The organism is Priestia sp. D51 (assembly GCF_053345675.1).
The window spans coordinates 739660-756963 of record NZ_JBLTIR010000002.1 but is presented as its reverse complement, the minus strand read 5'-3'; the positions used below and the strand labels follow the sequence as shown (position 1 = coordinate 756963).

20 protein-coding genes are annotated in these 17304 nt (G+C 39.8%); 18 read left to right on the top strand and 2 right to left on the bottom strand.

Features of this window, described 5'->3' with window-relative positions; all coding sequences use genetic code 11:
* Window positions 1-70: 70 nt before the first annotated feature.
* The 15 genes from ACNHOZ_RS10665 (at window position 71) to ACNHOZ_RS10595 (ending at window position 13169) form a co-directional block, all read left to right on the top strand.
* Window positions 71-745 (top strand): response regulator transcription factor, encoded by a 675-nt coding sequence (locus tag ACNHOZ_RS10665; protein WP_048019598.1) that lies wholly within the window; start codon window positions 71-73, stop codon window positions 743-745.
* On the top strand, window positions 742-2124 hold the full coding sequence (locus ACNHOZ_RS10660) for a sensor histidine kinase (protein WP_048019599.1): 1383 nt from the start codon (window positions 742-744) through the stop codon (window positions 2122-2124). The genes ACNHOZ_RS10665 and ACNHOZ_RS10660 overlap by 4 nt, the downstream gene beginning before the upstream one ends.
* A 72-nt stretch (window positions 2125-2196) precedes the next feature.
* The gene (locus tag ACNHOZ_RS10655) at window positions 2197-3282 is read left to right on the top strand and encodes an ABC transporter permease (RefSeq protein ID WP_034265368.1); all 1086 of its coding nucleotides are present in this window, start codon (window positions 2197-2199) and stop codon (window positions 3280-3282) included.
* Complete coding sequence (locus ACNHOZ_RS10650) at window positions 3282-3977, top strand: ABC transporter ATP-binding protein (RefSeq protein WP_168761026.1); 696 nt, start codon at window positions 3282-3284, stop codon at window positions 3975-3977. Before ACNHOZ_RS10655 ends, ACNHOZ_RS10650 begins: the two co-directional genes overlap by 1 nt.
* A gap of 126 nt (window positions 3978-4103) precedes the next feature.
* The gene (locus ACNHOZ_RS10645; RefSeq protein ID WP_080968613.1) at window positions 4104-4301 is read left to right on the top strand and encodes a hypothetical protein; all 198 of its coding nucleotides are present in this window, start codon (window positions 4104-4106) and stop codon (window positions 4299-4301) included.
* 37 nt (window positions 4302-4338) lie between these two features.
* Window positions 4339-4791: a hypothetical protein gene (locus ACNHOZ_RS10640; protein WP_205826987.1), complete on the top strand. Its 453-nt coding sequence runs from the start codon at window positions 4339-4341 to the stop codon at window positions 4789-4791.
* An 11-nt stretch (window positions 4792-4802) separates the two neighbouring features.
* The gene (locus ACNHOZ_RS10635) at window positions 4803-5363 is read left to right on the top strand and encodes a shikimate kinase (protein WP_048019601.1); all 561 of its coding nucleotides are present in this window, start codon (window positions 4803-4805) and stop codon (window positions 5361-5363) included.
* Between the two features lie 5 nt (window positions 5364-5368).
* Entirely contained in the window at window positions 5369-5758 is a 390-nt protein-coding gene (locus ACNHOZ_RS10630; RefSeq protein ID WP_048019602.1) for a VOC family protein, read from the top strand.
* Between the two features lie 104 nt (window positions 5759-5862).
* On the top strand, window positions 5863-6462 hold the full coding sequence (locus ACNHOZ_RS10625; RefSeq protein WP_048019603.1) for a GNAT family N-acetyltransferase: 600 nt from the start codon (window positions 5863-5865) through the stop codon (window positions 6460-6462).
* 168 nt (window positions 6463-6630) lie between these two features.
* Window positions 6631-6990, top strand: a complete 360-nt coding sequence (locus ACNHOZ_RS10620) for a hypothetical protein (protein ID WP_034265388.1) — start codon at window positions 6631-6633, stop codon at window positions 6988-6990.
* Between the two features lie 439 nt (window positions 6991-7429).
* Window positions 7430-8932, top strand: a complete 1503-nt coding sequence (gene zwf / locus ACNHOZ_RS10615) for a glucose-6-phosphate dehydrogenase (protein WP_048019604.1) — start codon at window positions 7430-7432, stop codon at window positions 8930-8932.
* 28 nt (window positions 8933-8960) lie between these two features.
* A complete protein-coding gene (gene tkt, locus ACNHOZ_RS10610) occupies window positions 8961-10955 on the top strand; it encodes a transketolase (protein WP_048019605.1) in 1995 nt (664 codons plus the stop codon).
* A 38-nt stretch (window positions 10956-10993) separates the two neighbouring features.
* Window positions 10994-11887: a phosphogluconate dehydrogenase (NAD(+)-dependent, decarboxylating) gene (gene gnd, locus ACNHOZ_RS10605; RefSeq protein ID WP_047750468.1), complete on the top strand. Its 894-nt coding sequence runs from the start codon at window positions 10994-10996 to the stop codon at window positions 11885-11887.
* 49 nt (window positions 11888-11936) lie between these two features.
* On the top strand, window positions 11937-12605 hold the full coding sequence (gene fsa, locus ACNHOZ_RS10600; RefSeq protein ID WP_014459236.1) for a fructose-6-phosphate aldolase: 669 nt from the start codon (window positions 11937-11939) through the stop codon (window positions 12603-12605).
* A gap of 78 nt (window positions 12606-12683) precedes the next feature.
* Complete coding sequence (locus tag ACNHOZ_RS10595; protein ID WP_033580500.1) at window positions 12684-13169, top strand: hypothetical protein; 486 nt, start codon at window positions 12684-12686, stop codon at window positions 13167-13169.
* Window positions 13170-13299: 130 nt separating this feature from the next.
* Here ACNHOZ_RS10595 and ACNHOZ_RS10590 read toward each other — a convergent pair whose 3' ends face one another.
* Window positions 13300-13845: a GNAT family N-acetyltransferase gene (locus ACNHOZ_RS10590; protein ID WP_048019606.1), complete on the bottom strand. Its 546-nt coding sequence runs from the start codon at window positions 13843-13845 to the stop codon at window positions 13300-13302.
* Between the two features lie 299 nt (window positions 13846-14144).
* Between ACNHOZ_RS10590 and ACNHOZ_RS10585 the strand changes: the two genes are divergently transcribed.
* The 3 genes from ACNHOZ_RS10585 (at window position 14145) to ACNHOZ_RS10575 (ending at window position 16847) form a co-directional block, all read left to right on the top strand.
* A complete protein-coding gene (locus tag ACNHOZ_RS10585; protein ID WP_447697113.1) occupies window positions 14145-15422 on the top strand; it encodes a glycosyltransferase in 1278 nt (425 codons plus the stop codon).
* A 22-nt stretch (window positions 15423-15444) separates the two neighbouring features.
* Window positions 15445-16101 (top strand): TetR/AcrR family transcriptional regulator, encoded by a 657-nt coding sequence (locus ACNHOZ_RS10580; protein WP_048019653.1) that lies wholly within the window; start codon window positions 15445-15447, stop codon window positions 16099-16101.
* A gap of 152 nt (window positions 16102-16253) precedes the next feature.
* Window positions 16254-16847, top strand: coding sequence for a hypothetical protein (locus ACNHOZ_RS10575; RefSeq protein WP_028414498.1), 594 nt, complete (start codon window positions 16254-16256; stop codon window positions 16845-16847).
* A gap of 39 nt (window positions 16848-16886) precedes the next feature.
* Here the strand turns inward: ACNHOZ_RS10575 and ACNHOZ_RS10570 are convergent, their stop codons facing one another.
* A complete protein-coding gene (locus ACNHOZ_RS10570; RefSeq protein WP_223272376.1) occupies window positions 16887-17240 on the bottom strand; it encodes a DUF1516 family protein in 354 nt (117 codons plus the stop codon).
* Between the last annotated feature and the right edge of the window lie 64 nt (window positions 17241-17304).

Here is a 17304-nt window from a genome sequence, read left to right as displayed (position 1 = left end):
CTGAAAGAACAAATGATGGCGGCCAAAAGGCCGCCATTTTAAATGGTTCATAAAAGGAGTGGCAGAAAAAATGATTCACATTTTACTGGCGGATGACGATGAGCATATGCGGCAGCTGGTTCGCCACTATTTGCAGCTTGAAGGTTATATGGTGCATGAAGCAAAAGACGGGGAAGAAGCTTCGGGTCTGCTTGCTAAGCAGCACATTCATTTAGCGGTTGTCGATATTATGATGCCTCATAAAGACGGATATCAAGTTTGCGAAGAAATACGCAGCTATTATGATTTTCCGATTATTTTATTAACAGCAAAAGACCAGCTCGAAGACAAAGAAAAAGGCTTTTTAGCAGGAACGGATGACTATGTTACAAAGCCGTTTGAACCAAAAGAATTGATTTTCCGAATCAAAGCACTGCTTCGCCGGTACGAAGTGGTAAATGAAAAAATGATCGTGCTGAACAACACCTCTATCGACCGAAAAAGCTATGAAGTGCACTGCAGCGGGCGACTGTTCATTCTTCCAATGAAAGAATTTGAATTATTAGCTCAGCTTGCGAGCTATCCAGGAAGAATTTTCACAAGAGAAGAATTAATTCATCTGATATGGGGAGCGGATTTTAACGGAGATAACCGCACAATCGATGTACACGTAAAAAGGCTGCGCGAAAGGTTTGGACATACCGATGATTTTGTCATTACGACGGTTCGAGGCGTCGGCTATAAGCTTGAGGTGACGGCAAAATGAAGACGCTCTATTTGCGGATTGTCCTGACAACCATTGCTGTGATGGTATTTAGCAGTCTCCTCGCGTTTATTGTGGCGAACGTTTATTATCAGTACAGCTTAAAACCTTATAACGATCAAAAGCTTACGCGTATGGCAAAAGACATTGCGAGCTTTTACGAAAGCAATAGAGGCGTAGATCAACAGTCTTATTTACAGCATATTAGTAAACTTGGCTATCAAATATATGTAGTGGACAGCACTGGACATGAGACGTTTTACGGACGAGAGTTTAGAAACCAGCACTTAGAAAAGAGTGCTGTCAAACAAGTGTTAGAAGGCAAAATGTATCACGGAATTGCAAACTTTCCTTCACAGGTGTTTGTGACGGGGTTTTTTGATAATGTGTTAGCTAATACCATCGGCGTGCCGTTAAAAGGAGAGGGTAACAAGCAGCAAGCGCTGTTTATTCGCCCTGATATTCAGCTGCAGTTCGGGGAAATGCGCATTTTTTTCTCGGTCATTTTACTGCTGATGATTGTATTAAGTATTTTGTTTGTACTTATTAGCACGCGTTATTTAGTAAAACCAATCGTCAAGCTAACGGAAGCAACAAAGCAAGTGGCGAAAGGAAAATACAACGTTGAGCTGTACGTAAAGCGCCGAGACGAAATCGGCGCGCTTGCTTCACATTTTTCCGAAATGGCTAAAAGTTTAGAGCAGCTTGAAGAGATGCGCCAGGAATTTGTATCGAACGTGTCACATGAAATTCAGTCTCCGCTGGCGTCCATTCAAGGGTTTTCGAAAACGCTCCGTTCTGCTGACCTTTCAGATGAACAAAGAAATGAGTATCTGTCTATTATTGAAGAAGAAAGCCGGCGCATGTCGTCCCTCAGCAAACAGCTGCTTACGCTTGCTTCACTTGATAAAGAAAGTGAGCATATCGAAAAAAGCATGTTTGACGTTGCAACTCAAATCAAGCAAGTGCTGTTTATGACGGAGTGGAGCTGGCGTGAAAAAGAATTAGCCATTGAAATGGATCTTCCTTCAACGATGATTTCAGGCGATCAAAAACTGCTTCATCAAGTGTGGACAAATTTGATTACTAACAGCGTAAAGTTCACGGAAGAAGGAGGAACGCTGTCTCTTCGCGTTGGTATGGAAGATACGTATTGCCACGTGGAGTTTCAAGATACGGGAATCGGCATGTCAAAAGAAAGCCTACCGCATATTTTTAATCGTTTTTATAAAGAAGACAAAGCAAGAAGCCGGACGGAAGGAAGCAGCGGTCTTGGTTTAGCGATTGTGAAGCAAATCGTCGACATGCACGGAGGTTCCATTCACGTTGAAAGCGAAAAAGGAAAAGGCAGCACTTTTCACGTCTATCTTCCGAAAATGTAATGAGCCGTTCATCTTCCATTCATTTTCTGTTTTTATACTTTAAATAGAATGAAAAAAGGAGATGAAAGAAAGATGTTTTTGGCTTTACGTGAATTAAAACATGCGAAGCTGCGCTACTTACTCATTGGCGTGATTATGGTGTTAATTGTATGGCTTGTACTTTTTGTATCGGGCTTAGCAAAGGGGCTTTCCTCTGACAATGCTTCAGCTGTTCAAGAAATGAAAGGAAATTACGTTGTACTTCAAAAAGAAGCGGATCAGCGCCTGACGCGCTCTGTTTTATCCATAAACAAAACAGAAGATATTCAACAACTAAGTGGAAAGAAAAAAGCTGAGCCGCTTGGTGTGATGATGACAGCCGTTATAAATGATGGAAAAGCGAAAAAAATAGACGCCTCGTTTTTTGCCATAAGCACAAGCGGCTTTTTAGCTCCGAACGTAACAGAAGGGAAGATGATTACGGACGATGCGAAACATGAAGCCGTGGCGGACTCTTCGCTAAAAGAAGAAGGAGTAAAGCTAGGTGATACGATAAAAGATACGGCTTCAGGAAAAAGCTTTAGAATTGTTGGTTTTACAAAAAATCAGTCGTTTAGTCACGCGCCTGTTATTCATATTAATCTTAAAGAGTGGAAAACAATTGAAAACACAGGTGCGTTTAATGCAGTGGTGTTAAACATGAACGATAAAAAAGCACATGCTCTTCAAAAAAAGGAGTCTGACATTGACGTGATTAGTAAAGATGAAGCGTTAAAAGGAATTCCAGGTTATCAAGAAGAACAAGGCTCGCTTTTAATGATGGTCGCATTTTTGTTTATCATTGGCGCTTTTGTGCTAGCCGTTTTCTTCTACGTGATGACGCTTCAAAAAATGAATCAGTTTGGCGTGTTAAAAGCGATAGGAGCAAAAACAAGCTATTTAGCGCGAACGATTTTATCTCAAGTGGTTGTCTTAACTTTATGCAGTCTTGCTATTAGTATTGGATTGACGTACGGAGTAGCAGCCGTATTGCCGGATTCGATGCCGTTTCACTTAGACGTATCGCTAATCGCAGGGTGTTCAGCGCTGTTTGTAGCTGTTTCTGTACTGAGTTCATTATTATCGCTGTATCGCGTAGCAAAAGTAGATGCGGTTGAAGCGATTGGGAGGGCTGTTTAATGAGTGAAGAAAAATTAGTTTTAGAGAGTGTTAGCAAGTCGTTTGGAGACGGAGAAAACGCTGTAGATGTGTTAAATGATCTATCGCTGCGTGTAAAAGCGGGAGAGCTTGTGGCGATTGTCGGTCCTTCTGGTTCTGGGAAAAGTACCTTTTTATCCATTGCTGGCGCGCTGCTTTCACCGTCTAGTGGACGCGTGATTATTGACGGAGACGAGATTAATAACATGTCTTCAGCGCAAATGAACAGCATTCGTCTTAAAAAAATTGGCTTTATCTTTCAATCAGCTAATTTAATCCCGTATTTAACGGTTCGCGATCAGCTGCTTCTTGTCACGGAACTAGAAGGAAACCGAAACAAAGAAGCAAAAAAAAGAGCGGATGATTTGCTTGAAAAGCTCGGGCTTGCCCATCGAAAACATCACTATCCTGAAAGTCTATCCGGCGGAGAGCGCCAGCGGGTAGCGATTGCAAGAGCGTGGATGAATAACCCTGAAATTATCTTCGCAGACGAGCCGACGGCAAGCTTGGATTCAGAGCGAGGAAGAGCGGTCGTTCAAATGCTTGCAGATGAAGTGAAGCTAAGGGGAAAAGCGGCTGTAATGGTTACCCATGACCAAAGAATGTTGGATTTATGTGACCGCGTTGTGTGGATGGAAGATGGGAAATTAGTGGAATCAGATAACGTGCAAGTTTAAAAAAGAGGCTGGGACAAAAGTATGTTAGACGAAGTGAAAAACGAACTATTCATCAACATGTTTGATGAGCGGTTCGTTTTTTTGTGATAGTGCCTATCGTTTTATCTGTTTTGTTCCTTCTAGCAGTTGATTGGAGGGAAAGACGAAGACTCCTGCGGGAAAAGCGGAACAGATGAGACCCCACAGGAGCGTAAGCGACGAGGAGGCTCAGCGGCCGCCCGCGGAAAGCGAAGTCTTGCACGGAAATCAACGGCGGTGTCTCAAGCAGTTCAGCTCATAAGACAATGCTATTTAGGAAAGAAGAAAATAAGACACAGGAAATGAAAAAGCCATGAAGAAATAATAAAAAGGTGATGAAATAATGAGAACATGGAAGACAGCCGCGTTTGGACTTGTCATGGCAAGCTTTTCCGGGTGTTCAAGCAGTGGAGTTCTTGAAGAATCTCCGCCAAAAGCGTATCTTGAAGCAAGCAACCATCTTTATGACACAAAAGTTGGCACTTACTGCTGGAAAAACACGTGTGTGGATAAAGCAGGCCCTTTGGAATTATTAAAAAACGAAAAGCCTATTAAAGTAAAAGCAAATGAATCGCTATCGCTTGTTATCGAGTATAAACGGCAGCCCAACGAAAAGCATATGGCACAAATACAAAACAACCATGAAATGGAAATACCACTGAAGAAAAATAAGCTGAAAGCACCTTCTGAAGCAGGCACGTACTACTACTCATATTCAGTATGGTGGATGGATGAAAGTCAAAAAAATGTATCTAATGGAGATGCATCGTACGCGTTTGTATTGGAAGTGAAATAAGGAGAGAGCCTATGCAACCCCCTATTATTCTCATTGGACCTATATGCGCGGGTAAAACGACGGTTGGTGAAAAAGTAGCGCAAAAACTAAGTATTCCTCAGTGCTCAATGGACGAAGTACGATTTTCTTACTACGAGGAAATAGGTTTCAGCAAAGAAACACAGCAGGACATTCGAGAAAAACAAGGGTTTCAGGGTATGTACGCCTATTGGAAGCCGTTTGAAGCCTATGCCGTTAAAAGAATACTAGAAGATTACAGGCATGCGGTCATTGATTTTGGCGCCGGTCACTCGGTCTACGAAGACATGGGACTGTTTCAGCAAGTAGAAAAGATATTAAAACCTTATCAGTCTCTATTTTTATTGCTTCCCAGTGCTGATAAAGAAGAGTCCATACAACTATTACATCAAAGACTGCAGCAAATAACCGATGATGAAGATGTTTTTAAGCTTAACAAACATTTTGTAACGCATCCGTCAAATGAGCTGCTGGCAAAGCAAACAATTTACACAAAGGAAAAGTCGGCAGATACAGTAGCAAAAGAAATTATTTCATCTATATCGAAGGAGTGAAAGCAATGATTAAAAAAATCGGTCAAATTATGGTGTATGTAAACGATCAAGATCAAGCGGTAAAGTTTTGGACAGAAAAGATGGGATTTCAGGTTATGTCCGAACAAAATAATGAACAAGGCATGAAGTGGATTGAGCTAGCGCCGGCAGCGGGTGCTGAAACAACCATTATCCTTCATAACAAACAGCTAATAGCAAAAATGCAGCCAGAATTAAACGTCGGAACTCCTTCGCTTCTGTTTTTTACAGAAAATGTGGATGTATTATACAGCGATTTAACGGCTAAAGGCGTAACGGTGGGAGAAATGGTATCGATGCCTTCAGGAAAAGTCTTTAATTTTTCAGACAGTGAAGGTAACTATTTTGCAGTTATGGAAAACGTGGATCATAAATAAAGGGAAAAGAAAAAGCACCGGGAGCATTCACTCTCGGTGTTTTACATGTGGGGCAGGGTGAGTTACTCTGCGTCGTTATTATAAATCAAGGAGTGATGCCTCTCATGATAAAACTAATAGGAGAAAAAGTGTTGCTAAGAGAAGCGACACAGGAAGATGTTAATGAACTTTATTACTGGAAATACGAAGAAAAAAACCAAGAAGCAAAAAAGTGGAACGCTCCTTATATAACAGAAGAAAAGCTTACGAAAGAAGAATATATGAACTCATGGGAAAAAGAGTATGAACTTTTCGCGTCAGTTCCTCGAATACTTGCGGTTATCATTGATGATAAAGCGGTGGGAACCGTGAGCTGCTATTGGGTGGACAAGCATACAAACTGGCTGGAAACCGGAATTGTCATTTACGACCCAGACTATTGGAGTGGGGGATACGGAACGGAAGCTTACCGCATGTGGATTGATTTTTTATTTGAATCTACACATTTACATAGACTCGGTATGTCCACATGGTCAGGCAATATCAGAATGATCCAAACAGCGGCAAAAATAGGTATGAAAGAAGAAGCGAGAGTCAGAGAAGCACGTATTGTAAACGGAAACTATTTTGACAGCATTAAAATGGGCATTCTGCGAAGAGAATGGGAAAGTCATCGTAGTAAGAGCTGTAATAGAAAAGAATACAGAGGTGAACGAAAGCATTGATTAATATAGTCTCATTATTTAAGGCTTCTTCCTTTATAAATGGAAGAAGCTTTTCTTATATCAATCATGTCATCTGTAAGACCTAGCGTGTATAAAATTAGAAGAAGGAACGTTTATATAGATCTGCTCAAAACAGTTACTGTGTTAAAAACATCAGGGGGGAAATGCATGCGGGTAAACTTTAAAGAATCTGCAAAAAGAAGCGTGAAAAAGGAGAGAACGCTGCAGTTTACACTAAATGTAATTGGAATATTTATGTTTATAGGGGTTTTAATCAGATGGTGGACTGTTCCGTTCGCTATTAGTAACAACCTCGGAATTTATTATAATCCAGATTTTCAAATGAAGCCCAGTGAGTGCAAGGAATTTCTTGCATTCGTTTTATGCGCAGCAGGCGTGTATTTTAGTTTAATAAACGTCTACTTTTTAGGCAAAACAGGTAAAAAACTAGTCTATACCGTTCTTGTTTTACTGGCTGTCTTTAACCTCTATATGATGCTTACACTTCTTGCTGTAGCTACGCATTAAAAAGGTGCGTGCAGCTTAAAAGAAAGAGGTCAAACTTTCTTTCTCCCTTAAATGGTTTTACGATTTTTCTATGTAAAAAACAGATAAGTCTTCAAACGTCTTCATTAGCTGAGCTTCCATATTACTTCCACCTTTTGATATTTTCACTGACACATATGTAGACATTATGTGCGTTTTTGCTTTCATACAATTCTATCAAATCCATTAAAACAGTTTTATTTTTTAAATTCAACTAAAAAGTATTTTCATTATTTTTCCATAAATTATCTAAGATAAGCGGCTATAAGGTTTAAAGAACAAAAGAAAATTGAAATGATTTTTTATGAGTTTTATATCTTGACGAAAAAATATTTCAGGAATAAGATAGGTTACATAAAGTAACGAATGAAAGAAAAGTTACTTTTTAAAGATTATATTTTTCCTAACAGGAGGAAGAGATATGGAAGCGATGACTTTTGTTTTATTCGGTTCAACAGGTGATTTAGCGAAACGCAAAATTTATCCTGCACTCTATAATTTATTTGTAGACGGGAAAATCCCTAAATCAATTTCTGTTGTAGGACTAGGCAGAAGGGAGATGTCCGACGCTGACTTTCAGGAAAAAGTAAAAGAGTCTATTCATACTTTTTCACGTCGCGTCGAAAAAGATTCATCTCTTATGCAGCATTTTCTTTCAGCTTTTCGCTACAGCCCATTGGATGCAACGAATGCTGAAGATTATAAAAAGTTGTTAAATCTAGTAGAAGCACGCGAAGAGGAACGAAACATTCCAAGCAACCGAATGTTTTATCTATCCGTTGCACCAGAATTTTTTGGTACGATTGCCGAGCATATTAAAGACAGTGGCTTAGGTGCTACAAAAGGTTGGAAACGGTTAATTATTGAAAAACCGTTTGGTCATGATCTACAGTCAGCTCGTCAATTAAACGAAAACTTAAGCAAAGCGTTTAAAGAAGAAGAGATTTACCGCATTGACCACTATCTTGGCAAGTCGATGGTACAAAATTTAGAAGCGCTGGAATTCGCTAATCCTATTCTTCAATCATTATGGAATAACGAACATATTGCGAATATACAAATTACAGCAAGTGAAACGGTCGGCGTAGAGGAAAGAGCAAGCTATTATGACCATTCAGGAGCCATTCGAGATATGGTTCAAAATCATATGCTGCAAATGCTGATGATGACGGCTATGCACTTACCGGCCCGCATTAGCGCTGATGATATTCGAAACGAAAAAATAAATGTGTTAAAAGCGCTTCGTCCGCTTGTAAAAGAAGATATGGATCTAGACGTTGTTCGCGGTCAATATGAGGCTGGAAAAATAAACGGGGCTTCAGTGCCGAGTTACATAAATGAGCCCGGTGTATCACCATCTTCTCAGACGGACACGTTTTTAGCAGCCAGACTATATATCGATAATTCGCTTTGGAAAGGCGTTCCTTTCTACATTCGTACAGGGAAAAGAATGGCGGAAAAAGCGACGCGAATTGTTATTGAATTCAAAGACTCGCTAAAAGAGTTGTACTTAGACAAAGGAGAAACAACATCTCCAAATCTGTTGATCATTGAAATTAACCCGCACGAAAATATTACGCTGCAGTTAAACAGCAAAAATCCATTTAATCATGGTCATATTGAGCCTGTACAAATTAATTTTTCAGGTCAGCAAGAAGGAGCGCCGGAAGCATATGAACGCCTTATTGCAGATGCATGCGCCGGAGATTCTACATTTTTTGCTCATTGGAAAGAAGTAGAGCTAGCTTGGGAATGGGTTCAGCCGCTTCTTGAAGCATTTCAGGAAAATACAGTGCCGCTTCACAAATATGCTGCTGGTTCACACGGCCCTGACGCATCAAATGAGCTTTTAGAAAAAGACGGTTTTAAATGGTGGTTGGATGAAGAAACAGCAAGTCAATCACGAGAAGTACAGCCAGTTTAATACAAACAAATTGAAAGAAGGATGACACATGAGTACCAACATAGATACACTCGCAGTTAATACGATTCGCACCCTGTCAATTGACGCGGTGAACGCAGCTAATTCAGGACACCCTGGACTTCCGATGGGAGCGGCTCCGATGACCTATGCGCTGTGGGCGAATCACTTACAGCATAATCCGGCAAATTCAAGCTGGTTTAACCGAGATCGTTTTATCTTATCAGCCGGTCATGGCTCAAGCTTACTGTATAGCATGCTGCATTTAAGCGGATACAATGTATCAGTAGAGGATTTAAAAAGCTTCCGCAAGCTAAATAGTAAAACACCGGGTCATCCTGAATTTGGCCATACGGATGGCGTAGAAGCAACAACAGGTCCTTTAGGTCAAGGAATTGCAAATGCAGTCGGAATGGCAATGGCAGAAGCCCACTTAGCAGCAAAATTTAATAAACCAAATTTCTCTGTTATTGATCACTATACGTATACGTTAGTAGGCGATGGTGACTTAATGGAAGGCATTTCTTATGAAGCGATGTCAATGGCTGGCCATATGAAGCTTGGTAAACTTATTGCTTTATATGACTCCAACGATATTTCGTTAGACGGGGAATTAAATCTTTCATTTAGCGAAAATATCCAAAAAAGAGCGGAATCTGCAAACTGGCAGTATTTACGTGTAGAAGATGGAAATGACGTGGATGAAATCACAAGCGCCATCGAAAAAGCGAAACAGAACACGGAACAGCCAACGCTCATTGAAGTGAGAACAATTATTGGCTACGGAAGTCCAAAAGTAGCGGGAACAAATAAAGCACACGGCAATCCCCTTGGAGAAGAAGAAGCAAAAGCAACAAAACAAGCCTACGGCTGGAAAACGGAAGAAAACTTCTATGTTCCAGAAGAAGTAAAAGCTCATTTTGAAAAGCTAGAAGAAAAAGGGATGAAAGCAGAAGCAGAGTGGAACGAACTGTTTGCTTCTTACCAAAAAGAATACCCTATGCTGGCTGATGAATTAGAGCGTGCCATTACGGGCGAAGCGTTAATTGAAGTGAATGATATTTTAACATTCTCATCAGAAAAAGCGATGTCGACTCGTGTTGCAAGCGGGGAAGCGATTAATTATTTCACTAAATCTGTGCCATCTATTTTTGGAGGCAGTGCTGATTTATCGCATTCCACGATGACGGACATTAAAGAAGAAGGCCCTTACGCACCCGGATATTTCGGTAATCGAAATATTTATTTCGGCGTACGTGAACATGCAATGGGAGCGGCCGGTAATGGAATGGCCCTTCACGGCGGTGTGAAGCCGTTTGTCAGCACATTCTTTGTTTTTAATGATTACTTGCGTCCAGCGATTCGTTTAGCTGCACTGCAAAAGCTGCCGGTCACATATGTGTTTACTCATGATTCCATAGCAGTAGGAGAAGATGGACCAACTCATGAGCCGGTTGAACATTTAGCTTCTCTTCGTGCAATTCCAGGGCTTACCGTAATCCGTCCGTCTGATGCAAACGAAACAGCAAGCGCTTGGGCTTATGCGCTTCAGCAAGCGGAAGGTCCTATAGCCTTAGTGCTTAGCCGTCAAAACTTGCCTGTATTTGAAGAAACAAAACAAAATATCAACGACCTAGCTAAAGGTGCTTACGTATTAACCGAAACAAACGATAACCCGGAGATGATTTTCATCGCCACAGGTTCTGAAGTAGCACTAGCGGTCAGTGCAAAAGCTCAGCTAGAACGTGAAGGTACATCCGTACGAGTTGTAGCGATGCCTAGCTGGGAGCTGTTTAACAAGCAGTCAAAAGAGTATCAAGATCGCGTCTTGCCTGAATCTGTTTCAAAACGAATCTCTCTAGAAATGGGAATTTCACTTGGCTGGGAACGCTTTGTAGGGCCAAAAGGAAAAGTTTTAGCAGTTGACACATTTGGTGCTTCAGGAACCGGAGCTGATGTGATGAATCTGTTTGGATTTACAGAAGAAAACGTAGTAGCACAGGCAAATGAATTACTAAAGGCTTAAATAAGAAGATAAAAAGATAAATAGAAGGAGCGGTTCACATGAAAGTAGGATTAGTTGGTTTAGGGAAAATGGGGATTAACTTAGGACAAAACTTACTGGATCAGCGTCATGACGTTGTAGCATTTGACGTAAATTCAAACGCAGTTGAACAAATGAAAGGGTACGGTGCTTCAGGAGTATCAAGCTTACAGGAGCTTGTTCAGTCACTCGAAACACCAAGAGTTGTATGGCTGATGGTTCCTCATACGGTTGTTGATTCTGTTATTAGTGAAGTGACGCCTCTTTTAGCTGAAGGAGATATCGTTATTGAAGCCGGAAACTCTCATTACAAAGAGTCTATTCGACGCTATAACGAGTTAAAAGAAAACAAAATCCACTTTATGGACGTTGGAACATCCGGCGGAATGGAAGGCGCTCGTAACGGCGCTTGCTATATGATCGGCGGAGATCGTGAAGCGTGGGAAATTGTTGAACCTATTTTCCGCGATACAGCAGTAGAAAACGGATATCTATACGCTGGAGAAGCAGGCAGCGGGCACTTTTTAAAAATGGTTCATAACGGGATTGAATACGGCATGATGGCTGCAATCGGAGAAGGATTTGAAGTTCTTGAAAAAAGCCAGTTCGACTACGATTACGAAAAAGTGGCGAGAGTGTGGAACAATGGATCTGTTATTCGTTCATGGCTCATGGAATTAACCGAAAATGCATTCTCTAAAGATGCTAAGCTAGATGACATCAAAGGAGTTATGAACTCTTCTGGTGAAGGGAAATGGACGGTAGAAACGGCTCTAGACCTTCAAACAGCTACGCCGGTTATTGCGATGTCTTTACTGATGCGCTATCGCTCGCTTGAAGATGATACCTTTACAGGAAAGGTAGTTTCCGCGCTTCGAAACGAGTTTGGCGGTCATGCTGTGGAAAAGAAATAACAAGTGAAATAGTGGGTATAGTAAAAAAAACTAATGGAGGAATGAAAAAATGAAATTTTTTATTGATACTGCAAACCTTGACGATATTAAAAAAGCATACAAAGTGGGCGTTTTATCTGGCGTCACAACAAACCCTTCTCTTGTTGCAAAAGAAGGCGTAAAGTTTGAAGATCGTATTGAAGAAATTTTAAAAACCGTTCCAGAAGTAGAATCCGTTTCAGCAGAAGTGACGCCGGATGCCGAAACAGCAGAAGACATGATTGCGCAAGCAGAAGAACTAATCAAAATTAACGGCGGGGATCAAAACATTACGATTAAGCTTCCAATGACAATTGCTGGATTAGAAGCGACTCGCTACCTTGCTAAAAAAGGTGTAAAAACAAACGTAACGCTTATTTTCACTGTAAACCAAGCGCTTTTAGCAGCTCGTGCAGGTGCAACATATGTATCTCCGTTCCTTGGTCGCCTTGATGATATTTCAGAAGACGGTGTGCAGCTTGTGGCTAAAATTGCCGAGCTGTTCCGCATTCAAAATATCGACTCTCAAATCATTGCGGCTTCTGTAAGACATCCGGATCACGTTACACGCGTAGCCCTTGCCGGAGCTCATATTGCAACTATTCCATATTCAGTAATCGAGCAGCTTGTCAAACATCCTTTAACCGAACAAGGAATTGAAAAGTTTGCGGCTGATTGGAAAAACGCTGTTCAAAACTAAGTAAAAGATAAAGAACGTGCGCATTCTAGAAAAAGAATGCACGCGTTCTCTCATAATATCCTTAAAGAGGTAAACATCATGAATACAGTAGACGCTAAAATTATTAAAACCCAATACGGTTCAGAAGTTTATGTAGACGATGCAGAGCATATTAACTTTAAAAGCCTTCATGCGCCGAAAGTTAATCAGCCGCTCTATCGCATTGAATTTGAAATTGGCTACTTTTTATTAAAAGAACACAGATATTACGAATACGAAAAAAACTATTTTTGGCTTGCAGTAAGCGAAGATTTTAGTAAGCTAATTATTCAAGAACCTGATATGGAGAGCTTATTTGGAGCTAAAAGCGAAGACGAAAGAACGGCAACAAAAGAGCTTTTAAGTCAGTGGCTCATTCATACCGAGGCTTATAAAAAGCAATTAAACCAGCATATTAATGACTGCAAAAAAAGTAATGAAACAAATGAGGGCATAACGGCTATTTTAGAAAAGTTGCTGCATATTTCAGCAGCAGACATTGAACAAGCCCCAATCGAGAAATTAGCTGCTTCACGAGCAGTTTGACTTAAAAAGTAGGTAAGCATTCATAACTGCAATAGAAAAAGATGCTTCGCTTAAAACGCGAAGCATCTTTTTCATTTTTTATAAAGAGCGGTTTTATCTTTAGGAAAGGTTCTTTCCGCTAAAGTACCTGTTACTTAAATAACTTATACCAATATAAAGTGGTTTCAATAGTAGGATTATATGACTGCTTTAGTGTGTCAACTCCACCTAGTATAAACCCTTGTTTCACATAAAATCTACATGCACCAAGATTATCATCTTGTGCTTCCAAGGACATTCCTATAAGTTTTCTTTGTTTTGCCCACTCTTCTGCTTTATTTAAAAGCAACTTTCCGACTCCACTGCCTCTATAATCTTTTTTAGTAGCAATGTTTTCAATATAACAGAAGCGATTCCAATCCTTACTTATTCTAATCTGTCCTATGCAAGTAGTATTCATATAAGCTAAAAACAAAGATTTATCCTCTTGGTTTATATATTGGTTCCAATCAAGTTTGTCATCTGGAAAACGTGTTTCTCTAGCTTCATCAAAAAGAACTTCTTTATAAGACCACTTGCCTGATTGTAAACTGGGGACAACTCTACCATATAGCTTAAAATAATCATTTGTTATATTGATATCCTCTATTAAGTCATTATTTAATGGAGAAATAGTGAGTTTACTTTCACTACCCAATAGTACACACTTCCTTTTATGATGTTTTGAAAAAATTTTATTTAAGGATAAGTAAATCCTATCTTATTCAACATTACTGTCCGTTAGCTGAATGAACCTCTCTTTATACACTACTATAAAGAGTAAATTTTTCCTGGTTATAATTAAAAGCAACAATCTTTACGAAAAGAGCCTTAGGAAAATAAAGGATAGTAATAAAAAACGACAATATTGTCGTTTTTTATTGACGAATTAATCGGAGAAGGGTACATTATATTAAAACGACATAGTTGTCGTTTTAATATAAGGAGGCTGAAATGATGCTTATTACGATGTTAACAACAGGAACTCGAGGAGACACCCAGCCTTTTATGGCTTTAGGATTAGAGCTAAAAAAGAAAGGATACCGTGTACGAATTGCCGCTTCAGAAGCTTACCAAAACTTCATAGAATCGTACGGGTTTGAATATGCCATGCTTCGAGGAGATGTTTCTAAAATTATAGAGAGCGGAGCAGCTGACGACGCAATTAATGCAGACAATCCTCTCAAATTTTTTTCAAGCTTAAAAAATGAAAAGATGATGGGTATGATGATTAATATACAAGAAGATTTGCACAAAGCATGCAAAGGAGCCGATGCAATTGTATATCATCCAGGTGCGGCAATTGGTTATTTTGCTGCTAAAGAGATGAATATACCAAGCATTCTAGCGAGCCCTTTTCCAATGACACCAACAAAAGATTATCCAGCGTTGATCTTTTATGATCGACCACGGTTTGGAAAAATATATAACAAGCTGACGCACCGTATTTTTGAATGGGGATTTTGGAAGGTAGTAAGTGGTCCTTTAAAAAAATATTGGGTTCAGCAGCATGGAGAAGGACCTAACGATTTTTTATGTCCGTACCCAAAGCAGCGTACAGCAGCTAACCCAACCATTGTTTCATCAAGTCCCGCCGTATTTTCCGTATCTAAAGATTGGCCTGAACACGTTCATTCCTACGGAAATTGGTTTATGGACAGTGATCATAGCTATCAGCCGGAAGAGAGGCTGGAAAGATTTTTAAAGGCTGGAGAACCGCCGGTTTATATTGGGTTTGGAAGTGTTGGGGATAAAAAAAACGCAGACGAAACGACTGCTTTAGTGATTAAAGCCTTAAAACTTGCAGGGAAACGAGGTATCATCAATACAGGAGGAAGTGGAATGAATCACACGGAGGGGATAGCAGAAGACATTTTCTTTGTAAAAGATATCCCTCATGAGTGGCTGTTTCCTAAAATGTCTGCCGTTGTTCATCATGGAGGAGCGGGAACAACAGCCGAAGGCCTTCGAGCTGGCGTTCCAAGTGTTATTATTCCTTATGGAAATGACCAATTCGCTTGGGGAAGAAAAATTTATGAGCTGGGAGCTGGAGCAAAAGCCATTCCGAGAAAAGAATTGACGGCTGAAAAATTATCCACAGCTATTTCCTATACACAAGTTAATGAAATTCAATCCAAAGCACAAGAAATCGGAAAACAAATCCGAGCTGAAAAAGGAGCCGAAAAAGCAGCTCAGGTGATTATTAATACACTCGAGACATTCGGGAATAAATAAAAAGTAAGCGAGCGTGAAAAAAATGCCAAAAGTAAGGGAAGGATACGCTGAAAAAAAGAAGCAAGAGATTTTAGAAGCAGCCAAAAGAGTATGCAAGAGCAAACCGGTGCATGATGTAGCCATGCGAGATATCGTTTTGGAAGCTGGAATGAGTCAAGGAGGCGTGTACAAATATTTTTCAAACCTTGATGAAGTATTTGTCGGACTTCTTAATCAAGAAAGCGTCAGCTATAAAGTAAAAGATAAAATTGAAGCCCTGCTTCAGACAAAGAAAGACTCCTTTGAAATGCTGCATGATTTCATTATGTATATTGGAGAGCATATCCAAGAATCGATGACAGCAGGAGGAGAAATTTACTTTGAACTAGTAGCATTGTATTCAAAAGACCCTCAGCGTTTTATGAAAATTGAAGATCAGCTAGTTGAAGTATCGAACCTTAAATATATTCAAAAAAAGCTTCACGACTTTATTACGGAACAAATAGAAGTAAAAAATTTTTCTCCGGCTGTACCAACAGATGATCTGCTAGCTTTTATGGCTACAGCGATCAACGGAATTACGCAAAATCCAGCTCTGGTCTACAACGTAGATGGACAGAAACAAGCTGCAGAGGAGACAAACGTAGAGCGTCATATAAACACGCTGTCAATAGCTGTCCGAAAGCTGTTAGGAGAATAAATAAAGTTGCAACCTTGAAAATTCCTCTTAGTATTGCCAGCAGTGTTAGGTATGTTTAGAAAAATGGTGTGTCACTTCTCCGTCTCTTTTGAATAGTTTTGCAATAATTAAGCATAATACGACTGCAAACTATATTTAAGGAGATGGAAAAAATGAAAAAAGGACTTATCATTGCTTCTTCGGTTCTTTTCCTTTCAGGCCTAGCTGCGTGCGGAGGAAATAAAGACAATAACGCAATGGACAATACTCAAAATGATTTACGCAACACTTCTACAAACGACGGAGTTGATAACAATATCCCAATGGATAATACCGATCAGCCGACCAAGTCAGTTGAAGCAGCGCAAAATGTAGAAGATATGAAGGAAGTTGATGATGCATATGTGCTTCGTGATAATAACAACGCCTATGTAACAGTAGACCTAGCTGGAAATGACGCAGCGGACAACAATGATAACGGCAAGGTGAACACCGTAACGTATAACGGCGATACTTATCATGAAGTTTCAACTGATTTTGAACAAAAAATTGCGGACCGCGTGAGAGAAGCAGATAGTAAAATTGACAAAGTATACGTGGCGTTTGTCAACACGGGTTTAGACAATATGAATAACAACAATAACGTACCTGGTGTAGATAAAAATGACAACATCTATAAAGATGATGAAAAAGACAACAACCGTGATCCGGAAGATATTGTAGAAGATCCAAAAGATATGATGGATCGTAACAACAAAGATCAATAACATAAAAAGGCCTCTGAATCACCAGAGGCCTTTGGTTCATTAACTAAGTTCAAGTAAAGAAATAAAAATCGGAAGAACACAGCAAGAAACGGCTGAAATAAAATCAAGCTCGTTCTGTTTTTTTGCAGAAAGCGTGAACTCCATCAAAATAATTGTCAGGATACTCATGAAAAGCGTTGCATAAAAAAGAAAATCCCGCTGACTTTCCACTAAAAACAACACCGCATTTAAAATTAAAATAACGGCATAAAGAAACTTAAGCAGCACGTGAAGCTGCATGCTGAATTTATTCTCTTGTTTGTAGCGCAAGATATAGACAAAAAAGAAAATAAATAAAGTTAATTGCCATGAGGCAGGAAGTAACTGCTGCCATAGATTGTCCAAGAAACTCATTCCTCCTATAAAACGATGATGCATATATGTATAACATACATTTTTATTTTAAAAGTGAAGAGTA